Below are 20835 nucleotides of genomic sequence, written 5' to 3'. Positions count from 1 at the left end.
TTACTTGAACTTTACAACTCCCCTGTCTGGTAAAGGTTATACCCTTCGTAATAATATGAAGCATCCATCCCCTTAAAGAAACGGGTTTGAGTAAGGTCGTCCGTCAGATTATTGAGGAGGAGATACTTGAGTTCTTACCAGCGTCAACTTTTAAAGTTTTAACTGTCCCTAAAATCAGTCCAAGTATTTCCTGATCTGTTCTCATATTTCACTTCTTCATCACTTAGAGCTGTTTGAAATTATTTTTCATTATAAATCGTAAACCATTTGCCATCTCTGACATAATCTAAGCAATTAATCACTATACCCAACCAAAAAGTATTCTGTGTCTTACTGATTACGTTTGGTGTAATGGAGATAGAGAGGAGGAAGATAGGAAACCAGAATCATCAAAATCATTACCAAGAATGTCAACAGATGGATCTGAACTAAATTTACCACATACCATCCCAGAATACCCACAGATAGGGGACCTAAAATATAGGATAGGAAAATCAAAAAAGCCTTCCATCGTTTCTCCGGATAGACGTAACACAATCGAATAAGTGTGTAGATTAAGGCTCCTGCTATCAAAGGAAAACCAATAAAAAGCATGATAGCAGACGCCACTAAAGCACTGGATTCTGAGGGATCCATATTGAATAAAAGCATCAAGATCATAAATAAAGTAAATACAATCGGTGCATATAATCCTTGGAAACTTTTTTTTCGGCTATTGATGTAGCATGCAAGAATAGCCGAGGGTAAAGAAACTAAGAAAATCAAACCCAAGTAACTACCAAAAATCGAATGTCCTAAATCAACCATTATTCATGCCCCTTAAAATACTGTCGCTTCCTCCAGCGTAAACTTGACATTATCCTCAATCCACTTACGGCGTGGCTCGACCTTGTCTCCCATGAGGACATTGACGCGGCGTTCAGCGCGTGCTAGATCTTCGATTGTAACACGGATGAGAGTACGGGTATCGGGGTTCATGGTTGTTTCCCAGAGCTGGTCCGCATTCATCTCACCAAGACCTTTGTAGCGTTGAAGGGTAGCGCCTTTACCGAACTGCTTGCGGAGTTCTTCTAGCTCTCCGTCCGTCCAAGCGTAGGCCACTTCTTCTTTCTTACCTTTCCCTTTGGACATCTTGTAAAGAGGCGGAAGGGCGATATAGACATGGCCTGCCTCAACTAGCGGACGCATGTAACGGTAGAAGAATGTTAAAAGAAGAGTCTGGATATGGGCACCGTCGGTATCCGCATCGGTCATGATAATGATCTTGTCATAGTTAGCATCTTCAAGAGAGAAGTCTGCTCCCACACCCGCACCAATGGTATAAATCATGGTATTGATTTCTTCATTTTTGAGGATATCCGCCATCTTGGCCTTGGCTGTATTGATAACCTTACCTCGAAGTGGCAAGATAGCCTGGAACTTACGGTCACGACCTTGTTTGGCAGAACCACCGGCAGAGTCCCCCTCGACCAGATAGAGTTCATTCTTGGCAGGATTCTTAGACTGGGCTGGGGTCAATTTTCCAGACAACAAGCCCTTGTCTTTCTTGTTTTTCTTACCATTTCGGCTCTCATCACGCGCTTTGCGGGCTGCCTCTCGCGCATCACGTGCCTTAATAGCCTTGCGGATGAGATTGGAAGCCAGTTCACCATTTTCCATAAGAAAGAAGGTCAACTTATCAGCCACAATCCCATCCACAACTGGACGAGCCAGAGGACTCCCTAGTTTATCCTTGGTCTGACCTTCAAACTGGAGGTGTTCTTCCGGAACTAGAATAGAAAGAACGGCTGCTAGTCCCTCGCGATAATCTGAACCTTCAAGATTTTTATCTTTTTCCTTGAGAAGTCCCGTCTTACGCGCATAATCGTTCATGACCTTAGTAATGGCTGACTTAAGTCCTGTCTCATGCGTTCCACCATCTTTCGTACGAACGTTATTGACAAAGGATAGAATGTTATCTGAAAATCCATCATTATACTGAAGGGCAACCTCCACTTGGAAACCATTATCTTCCCCTTCAAAGTAGAGAACTGGTGTCAAGGTTTCCTTGTCTTCGTTCAGATAAGAAACAAAGTCCTGCACCCCGTTTTCATAATGAAACTCAATCGCTTCATCTGTTCGCTTGTCCGTCAGGGACAAGGTCACATTTTTCAAGAGAAAGGCTGACTCATTGAGGCGTTCTGAAATGGTATTGTATTTGAAGTCAGTCGTAGAGAAAATCGTCACGTCAGGCATGAAAGTGACTTTGGTACCGGTCTTAGACTTGGGTGCTGTACCAATTTTCTTCAAGGTTGTGACGGGTTTCCCGCCATTTTCAAAACGTTGCTTGTAGACTGTACCGTCACGAGTAATTTCAACTTCTAACCAGCTAGAGAGGGCATTAACGACTGAAGATCCCACTCCGTGGAGACCACCAGATGTCTTATAACCCCCTTGACCGAATTTCCCTCCAGCGTGGAGAATAGTAAAGATAACCTCAACGGTTGGAATTCCCATGGCGTGCATCCCGGTCGGCATCCCTCGACCATGGTCTTGAACCGTTAGACTGCCGTCTTTATTGATGGTCACATCAATGCGATCACCAAATCCAGACAAGGCTTCATCGACTGCATTGTCCACAATTTCCCAGACTAGGTGATGGAGACCAGCACCGTCGGTCGATCCAATATACATCCCTGGACGTTTACGGACCGCATCCAACCCTTCTAGCACCTGAATGGCGTCATCATTGTAGTTATTAATATTGATTTCCTTTTTTGACACAAGGAACCTCCTATTTGTTCATCTTTTCTATTTTACAGGTTTTCTAGCGATTTTGCAAAGCTTTTCCCTTTCAGCTGTCACAATTTCACAGGATATTCTCTGACTTTCTATACCATTTCATGGTATAATAGTTCTATGATGACATTTGTATTATTAATTTTAGCTTATCTGCTAGGTTCGATTCCATCTGGTCTTTGGATTGGACAAATCTTCTTTCAAACAAATCTGCGTGAACATGGTTCTGGAAACACCGGAACAACCAATACTTTCCGAATTTTAGGTAAGAAAGCGGGTATGGCAACCTTTGTGATTGACTTCTTTAAAGGAACCTTGGCCACTCTCCTTCCAATCCTTTTCCACCTTCAAGGTGTATCACCTCTTGTATTTGGACTTTTGGCCGTAATTGGACATACCTTTCCTATCTTTGCAGGATTTAAAGGTGGTAAGGCTGTCGCAACCAGTGCTGGAGTGATTTTCGGATTTGCGCCTGTTTTCTGTCTCTATCTAGCAATCGTATTCTTTGGAAGCCTCTATCTAGGTAGTATGATTTCACTGTCTAGCGTTACTGCTGCTATTGCAGCCGTTATTGGAGTTCTCCTATTTCCACTATTTGGATTTATCCTGAACAACTATGACCCTCTCTTCATTTTGATTATCCTAGCACTTGCTAGCTTGATTATCATTCGTCACAAAGATAATATCACACGTATCAAAAATAAAACTGAAAATCTCGTTCCTTGGGGATTGAACCTAACCCATCAAAATCCAAAAAAATAAAACGCCAGTTTGAAACTGACGTTTTTTTGTATGCTTATTTTGACTTGATGTAGTTGATACCGTCTGCCTTAGGTGCAACTGCTTTTCCAAAGAAGGCTGCCAAGACAAGAATGGTCAAGACATAAGGCGCGATTTGAAGGTAAACCGCTGGTACTCCTTGTAAGAAAGGCAATTGAGAACCGATAACTGCCAAACTTTGTGAAAGTCCAAAGAAGAGACTAGAAAGCATAGCACCGATTGGGTTCCATTTCCCAAAGATCATTGCCGCAAGGGCGATAAATCCAGGACCGACAATAGTTGTCACTGAGAAGTTAACTGAGATTGATTGAGCATAAATCGCTCCCCCAATTCCACCTAAGAATCCTGAAATAATAACTCCAAGATATCGCATCTTGTAGACATTGATCCCCAAGGTATCTGCTGCCTGAGGGTGTTCACCAACAGAGCGAAGGCGAAGACCAAAACGTGTTTTAAAGAGAATAAACCATGCAAGGAAAGAGAAGGCAATCGCGATATAACCTAGCAAACTTGTTGACTTGAAGAAGATATCTCCAATCACAGGGATATCATCCAAAACTGGGAAATCAAAACGTCCAAAAGTCTGGCTTAAGTTATCCGTTTGTCCTTTGTTATAAAGAACTTTAACCAAGAAAACTGCTAGGGCAGGAGCCATCAAGTTCAATACTGTACCACTGACAACATGGTCCGCACGGAAATGAACTGTAGCGACTGCATGGATGAGGGAGAAAATAGCTCCCACGATACCAGCAACTAACAAGGAAATCCAAGGAGTAGCTGCTCCAAGTTGTTCTGCAAACTCAAGATTAAAGACAACTCCAGAAAAGGCTCCCATAACCATAATTCCTTCAAGACCGACGTTAACGACACCACCACGTTCAGAGAAAACTCCCCCGATACTCGTAAAAATAAGTGGTGCTGAGTAAATCAGCATAGAAGAGACCAAGAGGGTGAGTAATGTTGTAATAGACATCCTTACTTACCTCCTTTAACTTGTTTTTTAGGTTTGACAAAGCGTTCGATAATGTAGTGAACGCTGACAAAGAAGATAATAGACGCTGTTACAATGCTAACAAGCTCAGACGGAACTTGTGCTGCGTTCATACCCGGTGCTCCTACTTGCAAAACTCCAAATAAGAAGGCTGCAAAGAGAATTCCAATTGGTGAATTTCCAGCAAGCAAACTAACTGCCATCCCGTTAAATCCGATAGCCAATGATGATCCCTGAACGTAAACGTTTTGGAAAGTTCCAAGACCTTCTACCGCTCCACCAAGACCAGCCAAGGCACCAGAGATAATCATTGATAGAATGATTGTACGTTTTGCTGAAATACCAGCGTACTCTGAGGCGTGAGGATTGAGACCAACTGCACGAATTTCAAAACCGAGAGTCGTTTTCTTGAGCAAGAACCAAATCACGCCAACAGCAATGATTGCAAAGAAGATTCCAATATTCATACGAGAATTTCCAGTCAACTCTGATAACCATGGTGTCTGGTAAGTAGCATTGGCACTAACACGAATCGTTGAGTCTGTACTTTGCATAATATCTTTCGGAAAGGCATGAATAAAGGCATTTCCCACATACAATACAATGTAGTTCATCATGATGGTCACGATAACCTCTGACGTACCGAGATAAGCTCTGAGGATACCTGGAATCGCACCAACAATTCCACCTGCGATCAAAGCAATGATCACTGTCAATGGAATCAAAACGAGACGAGGCATATCTGGATTTGACAAGGCAAACCAACCACTGAGAATCCAGCCTGCAAGTGCTTGACCAGGAAGTCCAACGTTAAAGAAACCTGCTCGACTGGCAACTGCGAAACCAAGACCTATCAAGACAAGAGGACCCATGGCACGGAAAATTTCTCCAATTCCACGGAGGCTACCAAAAGCTGTATAGAACAACTCCTCATAGCCCCAGATAGCATCATAGCCGAAGATCCACATGACAACAGCTCCGAGCAAGATTCCTAAGAATACGGAAATCAAGGGAACCGAAAATTGTTGTAATTTTTTAGACATCACTCTTCTCCTTTCCCAAGTTTCCACCAGCCATCAAGACACCAAGTTCTTGTTTATTAGTCGTTTCTGGCGATACAATACCTTGAATCTTACCATCGTGAATAACAGCAATTCGGTCTGAGACATTTAAAATCTCATCCAATTCAAAGCTGACAACAAGGACAGCCTTCCCGTTATCACGTTCTTCAATCAAACGTTTGTGGATATATTCAATGGCACCGACATCCAAACCACGAGTTGGCTGGCTGACGATAAGGAGATCAGGATCACGATTAATCTCACGTGCTATAATCGCTTTTTGTTGATTTCCTCCTGAAAGAGCTGCTGCTGGAACAAATTCGCTGGCAGCACGGACGTCAAATTCTTCCATCAATTTCCTAGCATGTGAAGTGATATTGGCATAGTTCAAGATACCATTCTTGCTGAGTGGTTCTTTGTAGTAGGTTTGAAGAGCGATATTTTCTGAAATCATCATCTCCAAAATCAAGCCATCACGGTGACGGTCCTCAGGAACGTGCCCCACGCTTAGTTCTGTAATTTGTCGAGGATGCATCCCCACGATTGATTTGCCTTTTAATTCAACGCTACCTGACTCAACCTTACGAAGGCCTGTAATGGCTTGAATGAGTTCAGATTGACCATTGCCATCAATACCTGCAATACCAACAATTTCACCAGCACGAACATCCAAAGAAAGATTCTTCACAGCTGGTACACCTCGGTTTTCATTAACAACCAAGTCTTTGATAGACAAGACTACTTCTTTTGGTTGCGGTGCTTGTTTTTCCGTTTTAAAGGAGACTGAGCGTCCAACCATCATTTCTGCCAAGTCCGCATTTGTTGCCCCTGCGATTTCAACTGTCTGGATTGATTTTCCACGACGGATAACTGTCACTCGATTCGATACCGCACGAATCTCATCTAACTTGTGGGTAATCAAAATAATGGACTTCCCTTCTTTGACAAGGTTTTTCATGATTGCCATCAATTCATCAATCTCTGAAGGAGTCAATACGGCTGTAGGTTCGTCAAAGATAAGGATATCAGCACCACGATAGAGTGTTTTCAAGATTTCTACACGTTGTTGGGCTCCAACGGAAATATCCGCCACCTTAGCAGCAGGATCCACTGCCAAACCATAACGTTCAGAAAGAGCCTTGATTTCTTTAGTAGCACCAGCTATATCTAGAACACCATTTTTAGTGATTTCACTCCCTAAAATGATATTCTCAGCTACTGTAAAAGCTTCAACCAACATAAAATGTTGGTGAACCATCCCAATTCCAAGACCAGCGGCTTTAGATGGTGAGTCTAGTTTTACAACCTGACCATTCACCACAATTTCACCACTTGTTGGTTCAAGAAGTCCTGCCAGCATATTCATCAGAGTGGATTTACCCGCTCCATTTTCTCCTAAAAGTGCATGAATTTCACCTTTTCGCAGTTGCAAGTTGATTTTGTCGTTTGCTACAAATTCACCAAACACCTTGGTAATATCCCGCATCTCAATGACATTTTCGTGTGCCATATGCTCTTCCTTTCAGAGGTTTATTTTATTTCAATAAAACCTGCTAATCACATTAACAAGCTCTATTGAGACAAAAATTGCCTCAATTCTTAAAGAAGCGACCAATGGCCGCTTCCTAAGAAATGACTTTTATCCATTATTTTTCAGGAACTTTTACGCTTCCGTCAAGGATTTTAGCTTTTGCATCTTCAACAGCTTTTTTACCTTCTTCTGAAAGGTTTGTTACTGCTAGCTCAACCCCTTTATCTTTCAATGAGTAAACAATCACTTGTCCACCAGGGAATTCACCTTTTTCTGTTTTGTTGGCAATATCTTTTACAGTTGTACCAACTTGTTTCAATGTAGATACAAGAACGAAGTTAGATTCTTTACCATCTTTAGAAGTGTATTTACCTTCTGCTGCTTGGTCACGGTCTACACCAATAACCCAAACTTTTTCGTTTTCATTTTTGTTTTCGTTCAATGATTTTGCTTCAGCAAAGACACCAGCACCTGTACCACCAGCTGCTTGGTAGACAACGTCCGCACCGGCAGCGTATTGAGCTGCTGCAATTGTTTTACCTTTGGCAGCATCACCAAATGAACCAGCGTAGTCAACTTGGACTTTGATAGATGGGTCTACTGACTCAACACCAGCTTTGAATCCAGCTGCAAAACGTGAAATAACTTCAGATTCGATACCACCTACAAAACCAACTTGTTTTGTTTTCGTAGTTTTCGCTGCTGCAACACCAGCAAGGTAAGCTGCTTCATTATCTGCAAATCTTACGCTCGCAACATTCTTTTGACCTTCAATCACATCATCAATCAAGACATAGTTTAGGTCAGAGTGGTCTTTTGCTGCTTCCTCAACTGCATTGTGAAGGGCAAAACCAACACCGAAGATCAGGTTGTAACTTCCAGCCGCTTGTTGCAAGTTGTTGGCATAGTCTGCTTCGCTTGTTGATTGGAAGTAAGTGTAACCTTTATCTTTAGAAAGATTGTGTTCTTTACCCCAGTCTTGCAAACCTTCCCAAGCTGATTGGTTAAATGATTTATCATCAACACCACCAGTATCTGTTACGATCGCTGCTTTGGTCTTCATTTCTGATGAAGATGAAGCTGCGTTACGAGAAGAGCGGTTACCACATGCAGCAAGTCCAACTGCTGCTACTGCAACTAGACCAAGGCCTAGCCATTGTTTCTTGTTCATTACTGAACCTCCTAAATAAGATGTGCAACGATGTTGCAAGTATGGATTGGTTGGCCACAAGGACCGCGTCACTCAGAGAGTGACTCAGACTAGTTTAAGTCTGTAAATGAGTATGGAAGTAACTCCCCGACCGTCATCTCGACCGTCGATTTATCTTTAGCGACTAAAGTCACTTTTAGATCTTGTTCAAAAAATTCAACCATGACCTGGCGGCAAGCACCACATGGCGAGATGGGTTTTTCAGTTTGACCGTAGACAATCAATTCTGAAAACTCCCGTTGCCCCTCCGAAACTGCTTTAAAAATAGCAGTACGTTCTCCACAATTAGTCAAGGGATAACTAGCATTCTCGATGTTCACACCCGTATAAATACTACCATCCTTGGCTACTAAAACAGCTCCGATAGGAAAGTGAGAATAAGGCACATAAGCTTTCTTGCTAGTTTCAATTGCTAGTTCAATTAACTCAGTAGTCGCCATCTGCCAATTCTCCTTTTAAAATCGCAACTCCAGCAGATGTTCCGATACGGGTAGCACCTGCTTCCACAAAAGCGACAGCATCTGCATATGAACGCGCTCCACCAGCTGCCTTAACTCCCATATCTGGCCCGACTGTTTTACGCATCAACTGAACATCCTCTATAGTGGCACCACCAGTTGAAAATCCAGTTGATGTTTTGACATAGTCTGCGCCTGCTTTCTGGGATAATTGGCAGGCCACAACCTTTTCATTGTCTGTCAACAAGCAAGCTTCGATAATGACTTTCACCAACTTGTCACCACTTGCTTCTACGACAGCACGGATGTCCGATTCAACTAAATCCAGATTGCCTGATTTGAGGGCACCGACATTGATAACCAAATCAATCTCATCTGCACCGTTTTGGACAGCTTCTTTTGTTTCAAAAGCTTTCACAGCTGAAGTTGTTGCTCCCAAAGGAAAACCTACTACTGTACAAACTTTTACATCTGAGCCTTCGAGCCCTGTTTTCGCATGTTTCACCCATGTGGGATTGACACAAACGCTGGCAAAGTCATACTCACGCGCTTCAGATAGCAAACGATCAATTTGTTCTTGACTTGCATCTTGCTTTAAAAGCGTATGATCGATATATTTATTTAACTTCATATTCGGATTCTCCCTGATTTTATGAGATAATTTCTATAATTTCTCGTAAACTTTGCACTCCATCATTTATTTTAACATATTTTTGAAATTCTGTAACTAGTTCAGAAGAAATTTTTCCATTTGTATAAACTTTTGCAACAATTTCACCCTTTTGAACGGAGTCTCCAACTTTCTTTTCAAAAACAATCCCTGTTTCATAGTCCAAGTCATCAGACTTGACTGCACGACCAGCTCCTAGTCTCATGGCATAGAGTCCAAATTCCATTGCAGGAAGAGCTGAAATAACACCTGTATCTTGAGCTGGAATTTCCACCACATGGGCAACTTTGACTGGACGATAAAGATCTTCTAAATCGCCGCCTTGTGCTGCTACCATTTCTTCCAACTTAGCCAGTGCTTGGCCATTTTCCAGGTGTTGACGGATTTCCTCGATCGTTTTCTCAACATCAGCCAACCCAAGCATAATCTGAGCTAGCTCGCAGATAAAGTGACTAATATCTTCTCGGCCTTTTCCTTGGAGAATCTCGATTGCCTCAAGGATTTCGAGACGATTGCCAATGGCTCTTCCCAAGGGTTGGCTCATATCGGTAATGACTGCTACCGTCTTTCGACCAACTGCCTTACCAAGATCCACCATGGTTTGAGCCAATTCGCGCGCCTCATCAACCGTCTTCATGAAGGCACCCTCACCGACCGTTACGTCTAGCAAAATGGCATCCGCTCCTGCAGCAATTTTCTTGCTCATCACCGAACTAGCAATCAAAGGAATCGTGTCGACAGTTGCTGTCACATCACGGAGGGCATAGAGAAGTTTGTCTGCTTTAACCAGCTGATCGGACTGCCCAATGACAGATACACCAATGTCCTGTACCTGACGAATGAAATCTTCTTGACTTCGCTCAACTTGATAGCCCTTAATGGACTCCAATTTATCAATTGTCCCACCAGTATGGCCAAGACCACGACCACTCATTTTAGCTACGGGAATACCGAAACTCGCAACAAGGGGAGCCAGAATCAAGGTCACCTTATCACCTACACCACCAGTCGAATGCTTATCAACTTTAACCCCATCAATAGCTGACAAATCAAACTCCTGACCAGTCTTGACCATATTCATCGTCAGGTCAGAAATCTCACGTGTGGTCATCCCTTTAAAATAAACAGCCATAGCAAAAGCAGACATCTGATAGTCTGGAACAGTTCCAGCCACATAGCCTTCTACCAACCATTTTATTTCAGCCGTAGTCAGTTCTTGACCATCTCGTTTCTTTTGGATTAAATCAACTGCTCTCATTCTTTCACACTTCTAAGGATATAGTATCCCTTATCTTTCTTTACGATTTCACAATTTCCAAAAACGTCTTCCATCTTACTTTTAGCACTTGGAGCTCCTTGTTTTTTCTGAATGACAATGGTTAAATCTCCTCCGTCATTCAAGAAATCTCTGCTCTTTTCGATAATCTCATGAACAACCTGTTTGCCCGCTCGAATCGGCGGATTGGAAATAACATGGTCAAACTTTCCTTCAACTTGTTCATAGATATTGGATTGGAAAATCGTTGCTTCTACTTTATTACGCTCAGCATTTTGTTGCGCTAAGTCTAGAGCGCGATTATTGATATCGACCATGGTTGCCTGAGCTCCATAAGCCTTGGCTAATGACAAGCCCAACGGCCCATAACCACAACCCACATCAAGGACCGTCTCTCCTTTATTAACCTCTAGACACTTGAGCAAGAGCTGACTCCCAAAGTCAACCATTTTCTTGCTAAAAACACCCGCATCCGTCAAAAAGGTCATATTTTCTCCCAACAACTCCACTCTCAACTCATGAATGTCGTGAGCAGCATCAGGATTTTCTGCATAATACATTTTACTCATAAAACTATTTTACCATAATTTGTCTTAAATTGTAAATCGTTTACAAAGTGATGATCAAATGAAAAAGACTGAAGAATCCTAGTCAAAAAACCTTTTCTTCAATCTCTTTCAATTATTAGAAATACATTACAATCTATCGGGAACTACAAATTATCATAGTCAGGAAAAAACAGTTCGTCTGCAATCGGGTACATTTTTACTATTGCTTAACCTTAAAATACTTTATTATCAACAAGATTCCCAATATGATGTTTAGATAAAAACCCAACTGATAAGTTTGTGTCAAGATTTCCAAACTTGTCCAAAGTCGTATCAAATCTTCTAGTGACATACGGAATAGATATCCTTCTGTAGCAATCCACAAAATCAAAAATAGATAACTACCAGCAGCAAGCCATTTCGTCCACTGCTTTTTTACTAGCCAAGCAATCAAGAGTGAACAGATAAAGATAACTGTTACAAGTAAATGATCCATTAAGAAGGTAAAACCGTAATAGGTTTCCACAAAGCGTCTACCATTATCCGCATTCGCTCCCCTTATAAAAGGTAAGGCAAAACTTAAAATAAAACAGAGTTCCAATATATAACGTTTTAAGATTTTCATGACACACCTCCAATAAATTGTGAACCAAAAAGCCCACTTTCAATAACTGATAAGTCTTCAGAAACCATTCCCTATCTCATCATTAAATTATTCAACCTCCATCTACCTCTATTATACGATATTGACTTACTACCATCAAGAAACCGCTTTATTTTTTTAGCTTTTTATGGTATGATAAACAAAATATCTAGGGGAAAACAAATGACCAACGAATTTTTACATTTTGAAAAAATCAGTCGCCAGACTTGGCAATCATTGCATCGTAAAACAACTCCTCCCTTGACAGAGGAAGAGTTAGAATCCATCAAGAGTTTCAATGACCAAATCAGCCTACAAGATGTGACAGATATTTATTTACCATTGGCCCATCTCATCCAAATTTACAAACGTACCAAAGAGGATTTAGCCTTCTCTAAGGGAATTTTTCTCCAAAGAGAGAGTAAATCTCAGCCCTTCATCATCGGAGTTTCGGGAAGTGTTGCCGTTGGCAAATCAACAACTAGCCGACTTCTGCAAATCCTTCTGTCTCGTACAGTTACTGACGCCACTGTGGAGTTAGTGACAACCGACGGTTTTCTCTATCCCAATCAAACCTTGATGGACCAAGATATCTTAAATCGCAAAGGTTTTCCAGAGAGTTATGACATGGAGGCCTTACTGAATTTCCTCGACCGCCTAAAAAATGGCCAGGATGTCGATATCCCCGTTTATTCTCATGAGGTTTATGATATTATTCCTGGTGAGAAACAACGTGTTAAGGTTGCAGATTTTGTGATTGTTGAAGGAATCAATGTCTTTCAGAATCCTCAGAATGAGCGTCTTTACATCACCGACTTCTTTGATTTTTCCATCTACGTAGACGCCGCTGTCGAAGACATTGAAAGCTGGTATTTAGACCGCTTTTTGAAACTTCTCAGCTTTGCCCAAAACGATCCAGACAGCTACTACCACCACTTTACGCAAATGCCAATAGGGGAAGTAGAGTCTTTTGCCCACCAAGTATGGAGTGATATCAACCTTACAAATCTACAAAACTATATTGAACCAACAAGGAATCGGGCCGAGGTTATTCTCCACAAGGCTAAAAACCATGAAATCGATGAAATTTACCTAAAAAAATAATTTCCCCTTGTCAAAACCTAAGTTTTCATATATAATGGTATAGTTAGTAAATATGGAGGTAAGAACATTGGCAAACATTAAATCAGCTATCAAACGCGCTGAATTGAACGTTAAACAAAACGAAAAAAACTCAGCTCAAAAATCAGCTATGCGTACTGCTATCAAAGCTTTCGAAGCAAACCCTTCTGAAGAACTTTTCCGTGCTGCTAGCTCAGCTATCGACAAAGCAGAAACTAAAGGTTTGATTCATAAAAACAAAGCAAGTCGCGATAAAGCTCGTCTTTCAGCTAAACTTGCTAAATAAGAAACAGTCCACAGAGGCTGTTTTTTTGTCCTCAATTACGAAAAGGTAGAAAATGAAAATCGCAATTATCGGCTATTCTGGTGCTGGTAAGTCAACTCTAGCTGAGAACTTATCTAACTACTACTCAATTCCCAAACTGCATATGGACACCCTCCAATTTCAACCAGGTTGGCAAGATAGTGACCGTGATTGGATGAAAGCCGAGATGAAAAACTTCCTCACCAATCACTCAGACTGGGTCATCGATGGCAACTACTCTTGGTGCTATTACGAGGAAAGAATGTTAAAAGCTGACCAAATCATCTTCCTCAATTTTTCACCCTGGACTTGTTTACTGAGGGCCTTTAAGCGTTATCTCAAATACAGAGGTCAAGTTCGAGAAAGCATGGCTGCAGGTTGCCCTGAACGCTTTGACTGGGAGTTTATCAGATGGATTCTCTGGGATGGGCGAAGCAAATCCGCTAGGGAACGCTACAAGGGGATTCAAGAAACCTATCCAAAGAAAGTAATTCTCCTCAGGTCGCAAAAGGAGATGGACCACTTCTTAGAAAATCTCACACATAACAAGAAAAACCAACGTGCCTAACGTTGGTTTTTTGCTTTTACCCAATCACACTTCCGTTTGGTACAGCTGGATCAACTGTGAGAAGGGTTAACTTGCCTTCATGTTCAGCTGAGAGAATCATCCCTTGGCTGACATATTTTTTCATCATCTTGCGTGGTTTGAGGTTGGCAACGATTTGTACCTTCTTGCCGACCAATTCTTGTTCGTTTGGATAGTATTTTGCAATTCCTGAGAGGATTTGACGATCTTCACCATCACCAGCATCCAAGCGGAATTGGAGCAACTTATCAGAACCTTCTACTTTCGAAACTTCTTTGACTTCTGCGACACGAATTTCAACCTTATCAAAGTCTTCAAACTTGATTTCTTCCTTGTTTAGTTTAAGTTCAACTTCGTCTGGATTCCATTCTTTTTCGACTGCTGGTTTTTTGCCTTCCATTTGTTCCTTGATATAGGCGATTTCTTCTTCCATATCTAGACGTGGGAAGATTGGTGTCCCTTTGGCAACTACAGTCACATCTGCTGGGAAGTCAGCCAAACTCAAGTTCTCAAGGCTAGCAACTTCTGCCAAACCAAGTTGAGTCAAGACTGCACGACTGGTTTCCATCATAAAGGGCTCAATCAAGTGAGCGACGACACGAAGGCTAGCTGCCAAGTGGCTCATCACACTTGCTAATTGGTCACGAAGAGCTTCATCCTTGGCCAAGACCCATGGAGCGGTCTCATCGATATATTTGTTGGTACGAGAGATAAGGGTCCAGACTGCTTCAAGAGCACGTGGGTAGTCAACTGCTTCCATGTGAGTATGGTAGTCGGCGATTGATTGTTCTGCAACATCAGCAAGAGCATTATCAAACTCTGTTACACCCTCTACATAGGCAGGGATTTGTCCATTGAAATACTTGTTGATCATGGAAACCGTACGGTTAAGGAGGTTTCCTAAGTCATTTGCCAATTCATAGTTGATACGGCCTACATAGTCCTCGGGAGTGAAGGTTCCATCTGAACCAACTGGAAGGCTACGCATGAGGTAGTAACGAAGTGGATCCAGTCCATAGCGCTCTACTAACATTTCAGGATAAACGACATTCCCTTTAGACTTAGACATTTTGCCATCTTTCATGACAAACCAACCGTGGGCAATCAAGCGGTCTGGCAATTTGATATCCAACATCATAAGAAGGATTGGCCAGTAGATAGAGTGGAAACGAAGGATGTCTTTTCCGACCATTTGGAAGACTGTTCCGTTCCAGAATTTATCATAGTTAGCATGATCGTCTTGACCGTAACCAAGAGCAGTCGCATAGTTGAGAAGGGCATCAATCCATACATAGACAACGTGTTTGGGATTAGATGGAACTGGTACACCCCATGTAAAGGTTGTACGAGAAACCGCTAAGTCTTCCAAACCTGGCTCAATAAAGTTACGCAACATTTCATTTAGGCGGCCATCTGGAGTGATGAAGTCAGGGTGCGATTTGAAAAATTCAACCAAACGGTCTTGGTATTTGCTGAGGCGAAGGAAATAAGATTCTTCTGAAACCCATTCAACCTCATGACCTGATGGTGCGATACCGCCAGTTACATTTCCAGCTTCGTCACGGAAAACTTCCGCAAGTTGGCTTTCTGTAAAGAATTCCTCATCTGATACTGAATACCAACCAGAGTATTCACCTAGGTAGATGTCATCTTGAGCAAGCAAGCGTTCAAAAACTTGTGCTACTACTTTTTCATGGTAGTCATCAGTTGTACGGATAAATTTATCGTATGAGATATCTAATAATTTCCAAAGTTCTTTGACTCCAACCGCCATGCCATCAACATAAGCTTGAGGTGTAATGCCAGCTTCTTCCGCTTTTTGCTGGATTTTTTGACCATGCTCATCAAGACCAGTCAGATAAAAGACATCGTAGCCCATGAGGCGTTTGTAACGTGCTAGGACATCACAAGCAATGGTTGTGTAGGCAGAACCGATATGAAGTTTACCAGATGGATAGTAAATCGGTGTTGTAATATAAAAATTCTTTTCAGACATAATTTTTCCTTTCCAGGCTAATGAAACCTGTTTTTCTAACACTTCATTATATCATATTTTCGGTGATTTTCGATAGAGAAATTCATACAAAAACAAGACAGACAAATGTCCATCTTGTTTTTTCTGCTCTATATCTTATTCATAACGAAGGGCTTCAATCGGATCAAGCTTAGAGGCTTTATTGGCCGGCAAGACGCCGAAGATCATACCAACGCTGGCTGACACAGCCAAGCTAAAGAGAGCAATTGGGAGGGAAACCCCAACTTCGATACCTGCAATCATATTTTGCAACAAGATACCCGCTAACATTGTCAAGCCTGCTGCACTGACTAGACCGATGACACCACCTAGCAAGGTCAAGATCATGGACTCAATCAAAAACTGTACTAAGATATTAGCCCGTGTGGCTCCGAGAGCCTTCCGCAGACCAATTTCACGCGTACGTTCTGTCACAGAAACCAACATGATATTCATAACACCTGTACCACCAACAAAGAGTGAAATCCCTGCAATGGCACTGATAACAGTGGTCATAAAGCCAAATAGTTGTTGTACCTCTTGGAAGGCGGCAGTGGCATCCGCAACTTGGTACTCCCCTTGTTGAAGACCTGCAATCTCAGTCAGTTTTCGAGCCAACTCTGGACCCAAAGTCTGCGTTAGACTAGTATCATTGACACGAAAGACGATGTTCGAGATTTCATCAGTATTAAAATTAGCTGCGAGAGAGATATTGGTCGTAATTGGAAGACCACCAATCCCAAAGGCTTTAGCAGTTTTAGCTTCATTGCTTGTATAAACGCCAATCACACGGTAACTAAATTCATTGACAGAGATGACTTGATTAACCGCAGCTTCTGGACTATCAAACAAACTCTTAGCTAGTTCTTCGTCCAACAAAATCACACTGGCAAATTCCTTGTAGTCTTGCGGTCTTAGACTTCTACCAGCAACAATCTCATTTTCAACTGCGTTCATGTAGGTGCTATTTCCACCAGTCAAAGTCGCCCGTTCAACCTTCTTATCCTTATAAGACAGGGTGACGTTAGTCGAGTTAGTGACATAGTAACTGTCTACTCCTTTGAGTTTGGCAGCCTCCTTGACCCAAGACTCCAGTGGTTTTGGTGGTTCAACATGAACATCCTCTTCTTTCCCACTGACCGTCAAAGCTGACTGGCGCTGAGTAAAGGAGCCATCCTTGCTCTTGATAGGAGAGAAAAAGACATGGATATCCTTCTGCGATTTGGTCATGTTTTTATTGACCTGACGAGACATGGAGTCGCCAAGAGCCATGATGACGACGACAGACGAAACTCCGATGATAATCCCAATCATGGTGAGGAAGGAACGCATCTTGTGGGCCATGATGGATGAAAAGGCAAATTTCAGATTCTGCATCTTAGTTTTCCTCCTTTTCTACTGGTGCACTGTCTGATGAGATAACACCATCACGAATGACTATCTGGCGTTTGGCATAGGCAGCAATCTCAGGCTCGTGCGTGACCATGATAATGGTTTTCCCTTCCTTGTTTAACTCCACCAACAGTTGCATGATTTGATTTCCTGTCTTGGTATCCAAAGCTCCTGTGGGTTCGTCTGCTAGGATGATAGATGGATTGTTTACCAAGGCACGCGCAATCGCTACACGTTGCTTTTGACCACCTGATAACTCGGAAGGCAAATGATGACTGCGCTCCGTTAGCTCAACCTTTTCCAGAAATTCCTCAGCCAATTTCCGTCGTTTTGAAGCCGAAACACCAGCGTAAATCAAGGGCAATTCGACATTTTGAAGAGCATTGAGTTTGGACAAGAGAAAGAACTGCTGAAAGACAAAGCCGATTTGCTGGTTGCGGACCTTGGCCAGTTGTTTCTCTCCAAGACCTGCAACTTCTTGACCTTCAAGATAGTACTCTCCACTGGTTGGTGTATCCAGCATTCCAATGGTATTCATCAAAGTAGATTTACCAGAACCGGACGGTCCCATAATGGCGACAAACTCACCTTCTTGAACTTCTAAGTTAATATTTTTTAGGACCTGCAGTTCTTGGTCACCATTTCGATAACTCCTGCAGATATTTTTTAGACTAATTAGTTTCTTCATCAGCCTTCACCTCTTTTCCTTCTTCCAAGGAAGATGTTGGATTACTGATGACCTTGGCACCGTCTGTCAAACCTGAAGTAATTTCTTGATTGTCTGCGTCCGCATTCCCCAAAGTAACTTCTACCTTCTTCGCTTTTTTCTGGTCGTCAACGAGCCAGACATAGTTTTTGTCATTTTCGGTAACAATACTTGTCAAAGGAACAAGGATGGCTTTACTTTTGTTTTTGACTTCAACACTGACTGAGAAGCCTTGTTTCAACTCACCGATATCGCTAGTCACATCAACAGTATAAGGGTACTTAGATCCAGTATTCCCTCCAAGGGCTGCATTTGCTGCTTCTCCGTTGTTTTTAGGATAATCAGAAATATAGCTGATTTTACCCGTCCAGCTCTTATCTTGGTAAACCTTCGAAGTAAAGGTAACTTCTTGCCCAACAGAAAGGTTAGCAAGGTTGTATTCAGACAACTCCCCTTTGACCTGCAAGTTTTCATTACTTACGACATGAACCATCACTTGACTGCTACCAGTCGGTGATTTGGAAACATTACGGTTGACTTCCACAACGGTTCCTTCTAGTGTACTGAGAACAGTTGCTGCATCCAGTTGAGCTTGGGCCTTGTTGAGTTGGGCCACAGCATCTGCACGGTTATCCTTAGCATCACTGATTTGAGAATCAATAGAGGATACGGAAGAAGTTTCGGCAGGTGCTTGCTCTGGAAGTCCAGCTTCAGTTGGAACTTGTGGTGAAACTGGTGCAGAGTTTGCATTTTCACGAGCTTTGTTTAACTCATTGATATGACGGTCGGCCTTTGCAACTGCTCGACTGGCTGCATCGTAGGCTGCTTGAGCGTCAGCACTGCTGTATTTCACCAAAGCTTGCCCTTCTTCGACCTTGTCCCCAACAGAAACAAGAATTTCATCTAAATCTCCCTTGCTGGCATCAAAATAAACGTATTGTTCATTTTTTGCTGTGACGGTACCTGACAAGAGGACCGATGAAGCAACGGAACCTTCCTTGGCAACAACAATATGAGAAGTCTCATCCTGGACAGCCGACTGGGATGGTTGTCTAAAAATCATAATCCCCGCAGCACTGATAACAATAGCACTTGCAACACCAATAGCAGTGAATAATTGCCATTTTTTTACCTTTTTGGTTCTTTTCATAGTTAATCTCCTTTTTCACTTTAAGCTTACAAAAACCATTATATCAAAAATACTAGACCCAAACAATGATCGTTCAGAGAGAAACAATGACAGTTCAGGAGAAATATTTCGTTCGGTATTTGTTTTTGGATTATTGTACTAGGTATATAATACACTATCTTTGAAAAAATGGCAAGTGTTTTTCTAATTTTTTTTAACGTAGCAGATTTTTGCATTCAAATAGTAAAAACGATAGAATATGACTATCAAAGCTATAAGGAGTTTTCTATGAGAGAATATGATATCATTGCCATCGGTGGAGGGAGTGGCGGCATTGCCACCATGAACCGCGCTGGTGAACACGGCGCCAAAGCAGCTGTTATCGAAGAGAAAAAATTGGGTGGAACTTGTGTCAACGTTGGCTGTGTTCCTAAGAAAATCATGTGGTATGGAGCTCAAATCGCCGAAAGCTTCCACCACTACGGTCCTGACTATGGGTTTACGAGTTCAGATGTTCAATTTGATTTCGCAAAACTTCGTCAAAATCGTGAAGCCTACATCGATCGTGCCCGCTCGTCTTATGATGGAAGTTTCAAGCGCAACGGAGTTGATTTGATTGAGGGGCGTGCTCATTTTGTTGATTCCCACACCGTCAGCGTCAATGGTGAATTGATTCGTGCCAAGCATATCGTGATTGCGACTGGTGCTCGTCCAAGCATCCCAACTATCCCTGGAGCTGAACTTGGTGGTAGCTCAGACGATGTCTTTGCTTGGGAACAACTTCCTGAATCCGTTGCGATTCTTGGAGCTGGCTATATCGCTGTTGAATTAGCAGGTGTTCTCCACGCACTCGGAGTAAAAACTGATTTGTTTGTCCGTCGTGATCGTCCCTTGCGTACGTTTGACAGCTACATCGTTGAAGGTCTTGTCAATGAAATGGAAAAAACAGGCCTTCCTTTGCACACACACAAGGTACCCGTCAAACTCGAAGAAACTGAGCAAGGTATTACCATTCATTTCGAAGATGGTTCTAGTCACACTGCAAGCCAAGTTATCTGGGCTACCGGGCGCCGTCCAAATGTAGACGGACTGGAGTTAGAAAAGGCTGGCGTTACACTCAACGAACGTGGATTTATCCAAGTGGATGAGTATCAAAATACTGTTGTAGATGGTATCTATGCCCTCGGAGACGTTACTGGTGAGAAGGAACTAACTCCAGTAGCCATCAAGGCTGGACGTACCCTATCTGAACGTCTCTTTAATGGGAAAACAAGTGCTAAGATGGACTACACAACTATCCCTACTGTTGTCTTCTCCCACCCAGCAATCGGAACCGTGGGATTGACTGAAGATCAAGCTATCAAAGAATACGGCCAAGAGCACATTAAAGTCTACAAGTCAAGCTTTGCATCTATGTACTCTGCCGTTACAAACCATCGTCAAGAATCACGCTTCAAACTCATCACCGCCGATGCTGACGAAAAAGTTGTTGGCCTTCACGGGCTCGGTTACGGAGTGGATGAGATGATTCAAGGATTCGCTGTTGCCATCAAGATGGGAGCAACCAAGGCAGACTTTGACGCTACAGTAGCTATCCACCCAACTGCTTCTGAAGAATTTGTGACCATGCGCTAAT

The 20835-nt window shown here is 42.4% G+C and carries 20 protein-coding genes and 1 pseudogene; 5 read left to right on the top strand and 16 right to left on the bottom strand.

What is annotated here, in order from left to right; all coding sequences use genetic code 11:
* Nucleotides 1-11: 11 nt before the first annotated feature.
* The 3 genes and pseudogenes from TZ92_RS10195 to parE all read right to left on the bottom strand — a co-directional run.
* Nucleotides 12-134, bottom strand: a pseudogene (locus TZ92_RS10195) (protein adenylyltransferase Fic); the annotation flags it as partial.
* A gap of 196 nt (nucleotides 135-330) precedes the next feature.
* Nucleotides 331-807: a hypothetical protein gene (locus TZ92_RS09850; RefSeq protein ID WP_080702635.1), complete on the bottom strand. Its 477-nt coding sequence runs from the start codon at nucleotides 805-807 to the stop codon at nucleotides 331-333.
* A 12-nt stretch (nucleotides 808-819) separates the two neighbouring features.
* Nucleotides 820-2763 (bottom strand): DNA topoisomerase IV subunit B, encoded by a 1944-nt coding sequence (gene parE / locus TZ92_RS05415; protein WP_033629592.1) that lies wholly within the window; start codon nucleotides 2761-2763, stop codon nucleotides 820-822.
* Nucleotides 2764-2898: 135 nt separating this feature from the next.
* Between parE and plsY the strand changes: the two genes are divergently transcribed.
* A complete protein-coding gene (gene plsY, locus TZ92_RS05410) occupies nucleotides 2899-3540 on the top strand; it encodes a glycerol-3-phosphate 1-O-acyltransferase PlsY (protein ID WP_033629591.1) in 642 nt (213 codons plus the stop codon).
* A 34-nt stretch (nucleotides 3541-3574) separates the two neighbouring features.
* Here the strand turns inward: plsY and TZ92_RS05405 are convergent, their stop codons facing one another.
* The 9 genes from TZ92_RS05405 to TZ92_RS05365 all read right to left on the bottom strand — a co-directional run bounded on the left by TZ92_RS05405 (nucleotide 3575) and on the right by TZ92_RS05365 (nucleotide 11928).
* Nucleotides 3575-4531 carry an ABC transporter permease gene (locus TZ92_RS05405; protein WP_033629590.1) on the bottom strand — a complete coding sequence of 319 codons (957 nt, stop codon included), beginning with the start codon at nucleotides 4529-4531 and terminating at the stop codon, nucleotides 3575-3577.
* Between the two features lie 2 nt (nucleotides 4532-4533).
* Nucleotides 4534-5592, bottom strand: a complete 1059-nt coding sequence (locus tag TZ92_RS05400; protein WP_033629589.1) for an ABC transporter permease — start codon at nucleotides 5590-5592, stop codon at nucleotides 4534-4536.
* Nucleotides 5585-7120 (bottom strand): ABC transporter ATP-binding protein, encoded by a 1536-nt coding sequence (locus TZ92_RS05395; RefSeq protein ID WP_033629588.1) that lies wholly within the window; start codon nucleotides 7118-7120, stop codon nucleotides 5585-5587. Before TZ92_RS05395 ends, TZ92_RS05400 begins: the two co-directional genes overlap by 8 nt.
* A 136-nt stretch (nucleotides 7121-7256) precedes the next feature.
* Nucleotides 7257-8312 carry a BMP family lipoprotein gene (locus TZ92_RS05390; RefSeq protein ID WP_001036150.1) on the bottom strand — a complete coding sequence of 352 codons (1056 nt, stop codon included), beginning with the start codon at nucleotides 8310-8312 and terminating at the stop codon, nucleotides 7257-7259.
* Nucleotides 8313-8401: 89 nt separating this feature from the next.
* Complete coding sequence (locus tag TZ92_RS05385; protein ID WP_000246096.1) at nucleotides 8402-8791, bottom strand: cytidine deaminase; 390 nt, start codon at nucleotides 8789-8791, stop codon at nucleotides 8402-8404.
* Entirely contained in the window at nucleotides 8778-9440 is a 663-nt protein-coding gene (gene deoC, locus TZ92_RS05380; protein WP_033629587.1) for a deoxyribose-phosphate aldolase, read from the bottom strand. Before deoC ends, TZ92_RS05385 begins: the two co-directional genes overlap by 14 nt.
* Before the next feature lie 19 nt (nucleotides 9441-9459).
* Nucleotides 9460-10737, bottom strand: coding sequence for a pyrimidine-nucleoside phosphorylase (locus TZ92_RS05375; protein WP_033629586.1), 1278 nt, complete (start codon nucleotides 10735-10737; stop codon nucleotides 9460-9462).
* The gene (locus tag TZ92_RS05370; RefSeq protein ID WP_080702634.1) at nucleotides 10734-11324 is read right to left on the bottom strand and encodes a class I SAM-dependent methyltransferase; all 591 of its coding nucleotides are present in this window, start codon (nucleotides 11322-11324) and stop codon (nucleotides 10734-10736) included. The genes TZ92_RS05375 and TZ92_RS05370 overlap by 4 nt, the downstream gene beginning before the upstream one ends.
* A gap of 199 nt (nucleotides 11325-11523) precedes the next feature.
* Entirely contained in the window at nucleotides 11524-11928 is a 405-nt protein-coding gene (locus tag TZ92_RS05365; protein ID WP_000698104.1) for a hypothetical protein, read from the bottom strand.
* Nucleotides 11929-12129: 201 nt separating this feature from the next.
* Here TZ92_RS05365 and coaA point away from each other — a divergent pair, with 201 nt between their 5' ends.
* The 3 genes from coaA to TZ92_RS05350 all read left to right on the top strand — a co-directional run bounded on the left by coaA (nucleotide 12130) and on the right by TZ92_RS05350 (nucleotide 13940).
* Nucleotides 12130-13050 (top strand): type I pantothenate kinase, encoded by a 921-nt coding sequence (coaA, locus tag TZ92_RS05360; RefSeq protein ID WP_033629584.1) that lies wholly within the window; start codon nucleotides 12130-12132, stop codon nucleotides 13048-13050.
* 67 nt (nucleotides 13051-13117) lie between these two features.
* Nucleotides 13118-13354: a 30S ribosomal protein S20 gene (gene rpsT / locus TZ92_RS05355; protein WP_001274000.1), complete on the top strand. Its 237-nt coding sequence runs from the start codon at nucleotides 13118-13120 to the stop codon at nucleotides 13352-13354.
* Between the two features lie 52 nt (nucleotides 13355-13406).
* Complete coding sequence (locus tag TZ92_RS05350) at nucleotides 13407-13940, top strand: DNA topology modulation protein (RefSeq protein WP_033629583.1); 534 nt, start codon at nucleotides 13407-13409, stop codon at nucleotides 13938-13940.
* 16 nt (nucleotides 13941-13956) lie between these two features.
* Here the strand turns inward: TZ92_RS05350 and metG are convergent, their stop codons facing one another.
* From metG to TZ92_RS05330, 4 genes are all read right to left on the bottom strand, one after another.
* Nucleotides 13957-15954, bottom strand: a complete 1998-nt coding sequence (metG, locus tag TZ92_RS05345) for a methionine--tRNA ligase (protein WP_033629582.1) — start codon at nucleotides 15952-15954, stop codon at nucleotides 13957-13959.
* Between the two features lie 135 nt (nucleotides 15955-16089).
* Entirely contained in the window at nucleotides 16090-17349 is a 1260-nt protein-coding gene (locus TZ92_RS05340) for an ABC transporter permease (protein ID WP_033629581.1), read from the bottom strand.
* Nucleotide 17350: 1 nt separating this feature from the next.
* Nucleotides 17351-18052 carry an ABC transporter ATP-binding protein gene (locus TZ92_RS05335; protein ID WP_033629580.1) on the bottom strand — a complete coding sequence of 234 codons (702 nt, stop codon included), beginning with the start codon at nucleotides 18050-18052 and terminating at the stop codon, nucleotides 17351-17353.
* A complete protein-coding gene (locus tag TZ92_RS05330; protein WP_033629579.1) occupies nucleotides 18036-19220 on the bottom strand; it encodes an efflux RND transporter periplasmic adaptor subunit in 1185 nt (394 codons plus the stop codon). The genes TZ92_RS05335 and TZ92_RS05330 overlap by 17 nt, the downstream gene beginning before the upstream one ends.
* Nucleotides 19221-19487: 267 nt before the next feature.
* Between TZ92_RS05330 and gor the strand changes: the two genes are divergently transcribed.
* The gene (gene gor / locus TZ92_RS05325) at nucleotides 19488-20834 is read left to right on the top strand and encodes a glutathione-disulfide reductase (protein ID WP_033629578.1); all 1347 of its coding nucleotides are present in this window, start codon (nucleotides 19488-19490) and stop codon (nucleotides 20832-20834) included.
* Nucleotide 20835: the final 1 nt, after the last annotated feature.

Origin of the sequence: Streptococcus oralis subsp. oralis (assembly GCF_000960035.1) — a bacterium.
Lineage (GTDB): Bacteria > Bacillota > Bacilli > Lactobacillales > Streptococcaceae > Streptococcus > Streptococcus oralis_G.
This window is presented reverse-complemented; position numbering and strand designations above follow the sequence as displayed.

What these genes read in the sequence shown, in the direction of transcription:
- TZ92_RS05390 (WP_001036150.1), bottom strand. Translation starts at nt 8,312, where the DNA reads ATGAACAAGAAACAATGGCTAGGCCTTGGTCTAGTTGCAGTAGCAGCA.
- TZ92_RS05335 (WP_033629580.1), bottom strand. Translation starts at nt 18,052, where the DNA reads ATGAAGAAACTAATTAGTCTAAAAAATATCTGCAGGAGTTATCGAAAT.
- TZ92_RS05365 (WP_000698104.1), bottom strand. Translation starts at nt 11,928, where the DNA reads ATGAAAATCTTAAAACGTTATATATTGGAACTCTGTTTTATTTTAAGT.
- TZ92_RS05405 (WP_033629590.1), bottom strand. Translation starts at nt 4,531, where the DNA reads ATGTCTATTACAACATTACTCACCCTCTTGGTCTCTTCTATGCTGATT.
- TZ92_RS09850 (WP_080702635.1), bottom strand. Translation starts at nt 807, where the DNA reads ATGGTTGATTTAGGACATTCGATTTTTGGTAGTTACTTGGGTTTGATT.
- metG (WP_033629582.1), bottom strand. Translation starts at nt 15,954, where the DNA reads ATGTCTGAAAAGAATTTTTATATTACAACACCGATTTACTATCCATCT.
- coaA (WP_033629584.1), top strand. Translation starts at nt 12,130, where the DNA reads ATGACCAACGAATTTTTACATTTTGAAAAAATCAGTCGCCAGACTTGG.
- TZ92_RS05400 (WP_033629589.1), bottom strand. Translation starts at nt 5,592, where the DNA reads ATGTCTAAAAAATTACAACAATTTTCGGTTCCCTTGATTTCCGTATTC.
- TZ92_RS05385 (WP_000246096.1), bottom strand. Translation starts at nt 8,791, where the DNA reads ATGGCGACTACTGAGTTAATTGAACTAGCAATTGAAACTAGCAAGAAA.
- TZ92_RS05340 (WP_033629581.1), bottom strand. Translation starts at nt 17,349, where the DNA reads ATGCAGAATCTGAAATTTGCCTTTTCATCCATCATGGCCCACAAGATG.
- TZ92_RS05330 (WP_033629579.1), bottom strand. Translation starts at nt 19,220, where the DNA reads ATGAAAAGAACCAAAAAGGTAAAAAAATGGCAATTATTCACTGCTATT.
- TZ92_RS05370 (WP_080702634.1), bottom strand. Translation starts at nt 11,324, where the DNA reads ATGAGTAAAATGTATTATGCAGAAAATCCTGATGCTGCTCACGACATT.
- gor (WP_033629578.1), top strand. Translation starts at nt 19,488, where the DNA reads ATGAGAGAATATGATATCATTGCCATCGGTGGAGGGAGTGGCGGCATT.
- TZ92_RS05350 (WP_033629583.1), top strand. Translation starts at nt 13,407, where the DNA reads ATGAAAATCGCAATTATCGGCTATTCTGGTGCTGGTAAGTCAACTCTA.
- deoC (WP_033629587.1), bottom strand. Translation starts at nt 9,440, where the DNA reads ATGAAGTTAAATAAATATATCGATCATACGCTTTTAAAGCAAGATGCA.
- plsY (WP_033629591.1), top strand. Translation starts at nt 2,899, where the DNA reads ATGATGACATTTGTATTATTAATTTTAGCTTATCTGCTAGGTTCGATT.
- TZ92_RS05395 (WP_033629588.1), bottom strand. Translation starts at nt 7,120, where the DNA reads ATGGCACACGAAAATGTCATTGAGATGCGGGATATTACCAAGGTGTTT.
- TZ92_RS05375 (WP_033629586.1), bottom strand. Translation starts at nt 10,737, where the DNA reads ATGAGAGCAGTTGATTTAATCCAAAAGAAACGAGATGGTCAAGAACTG.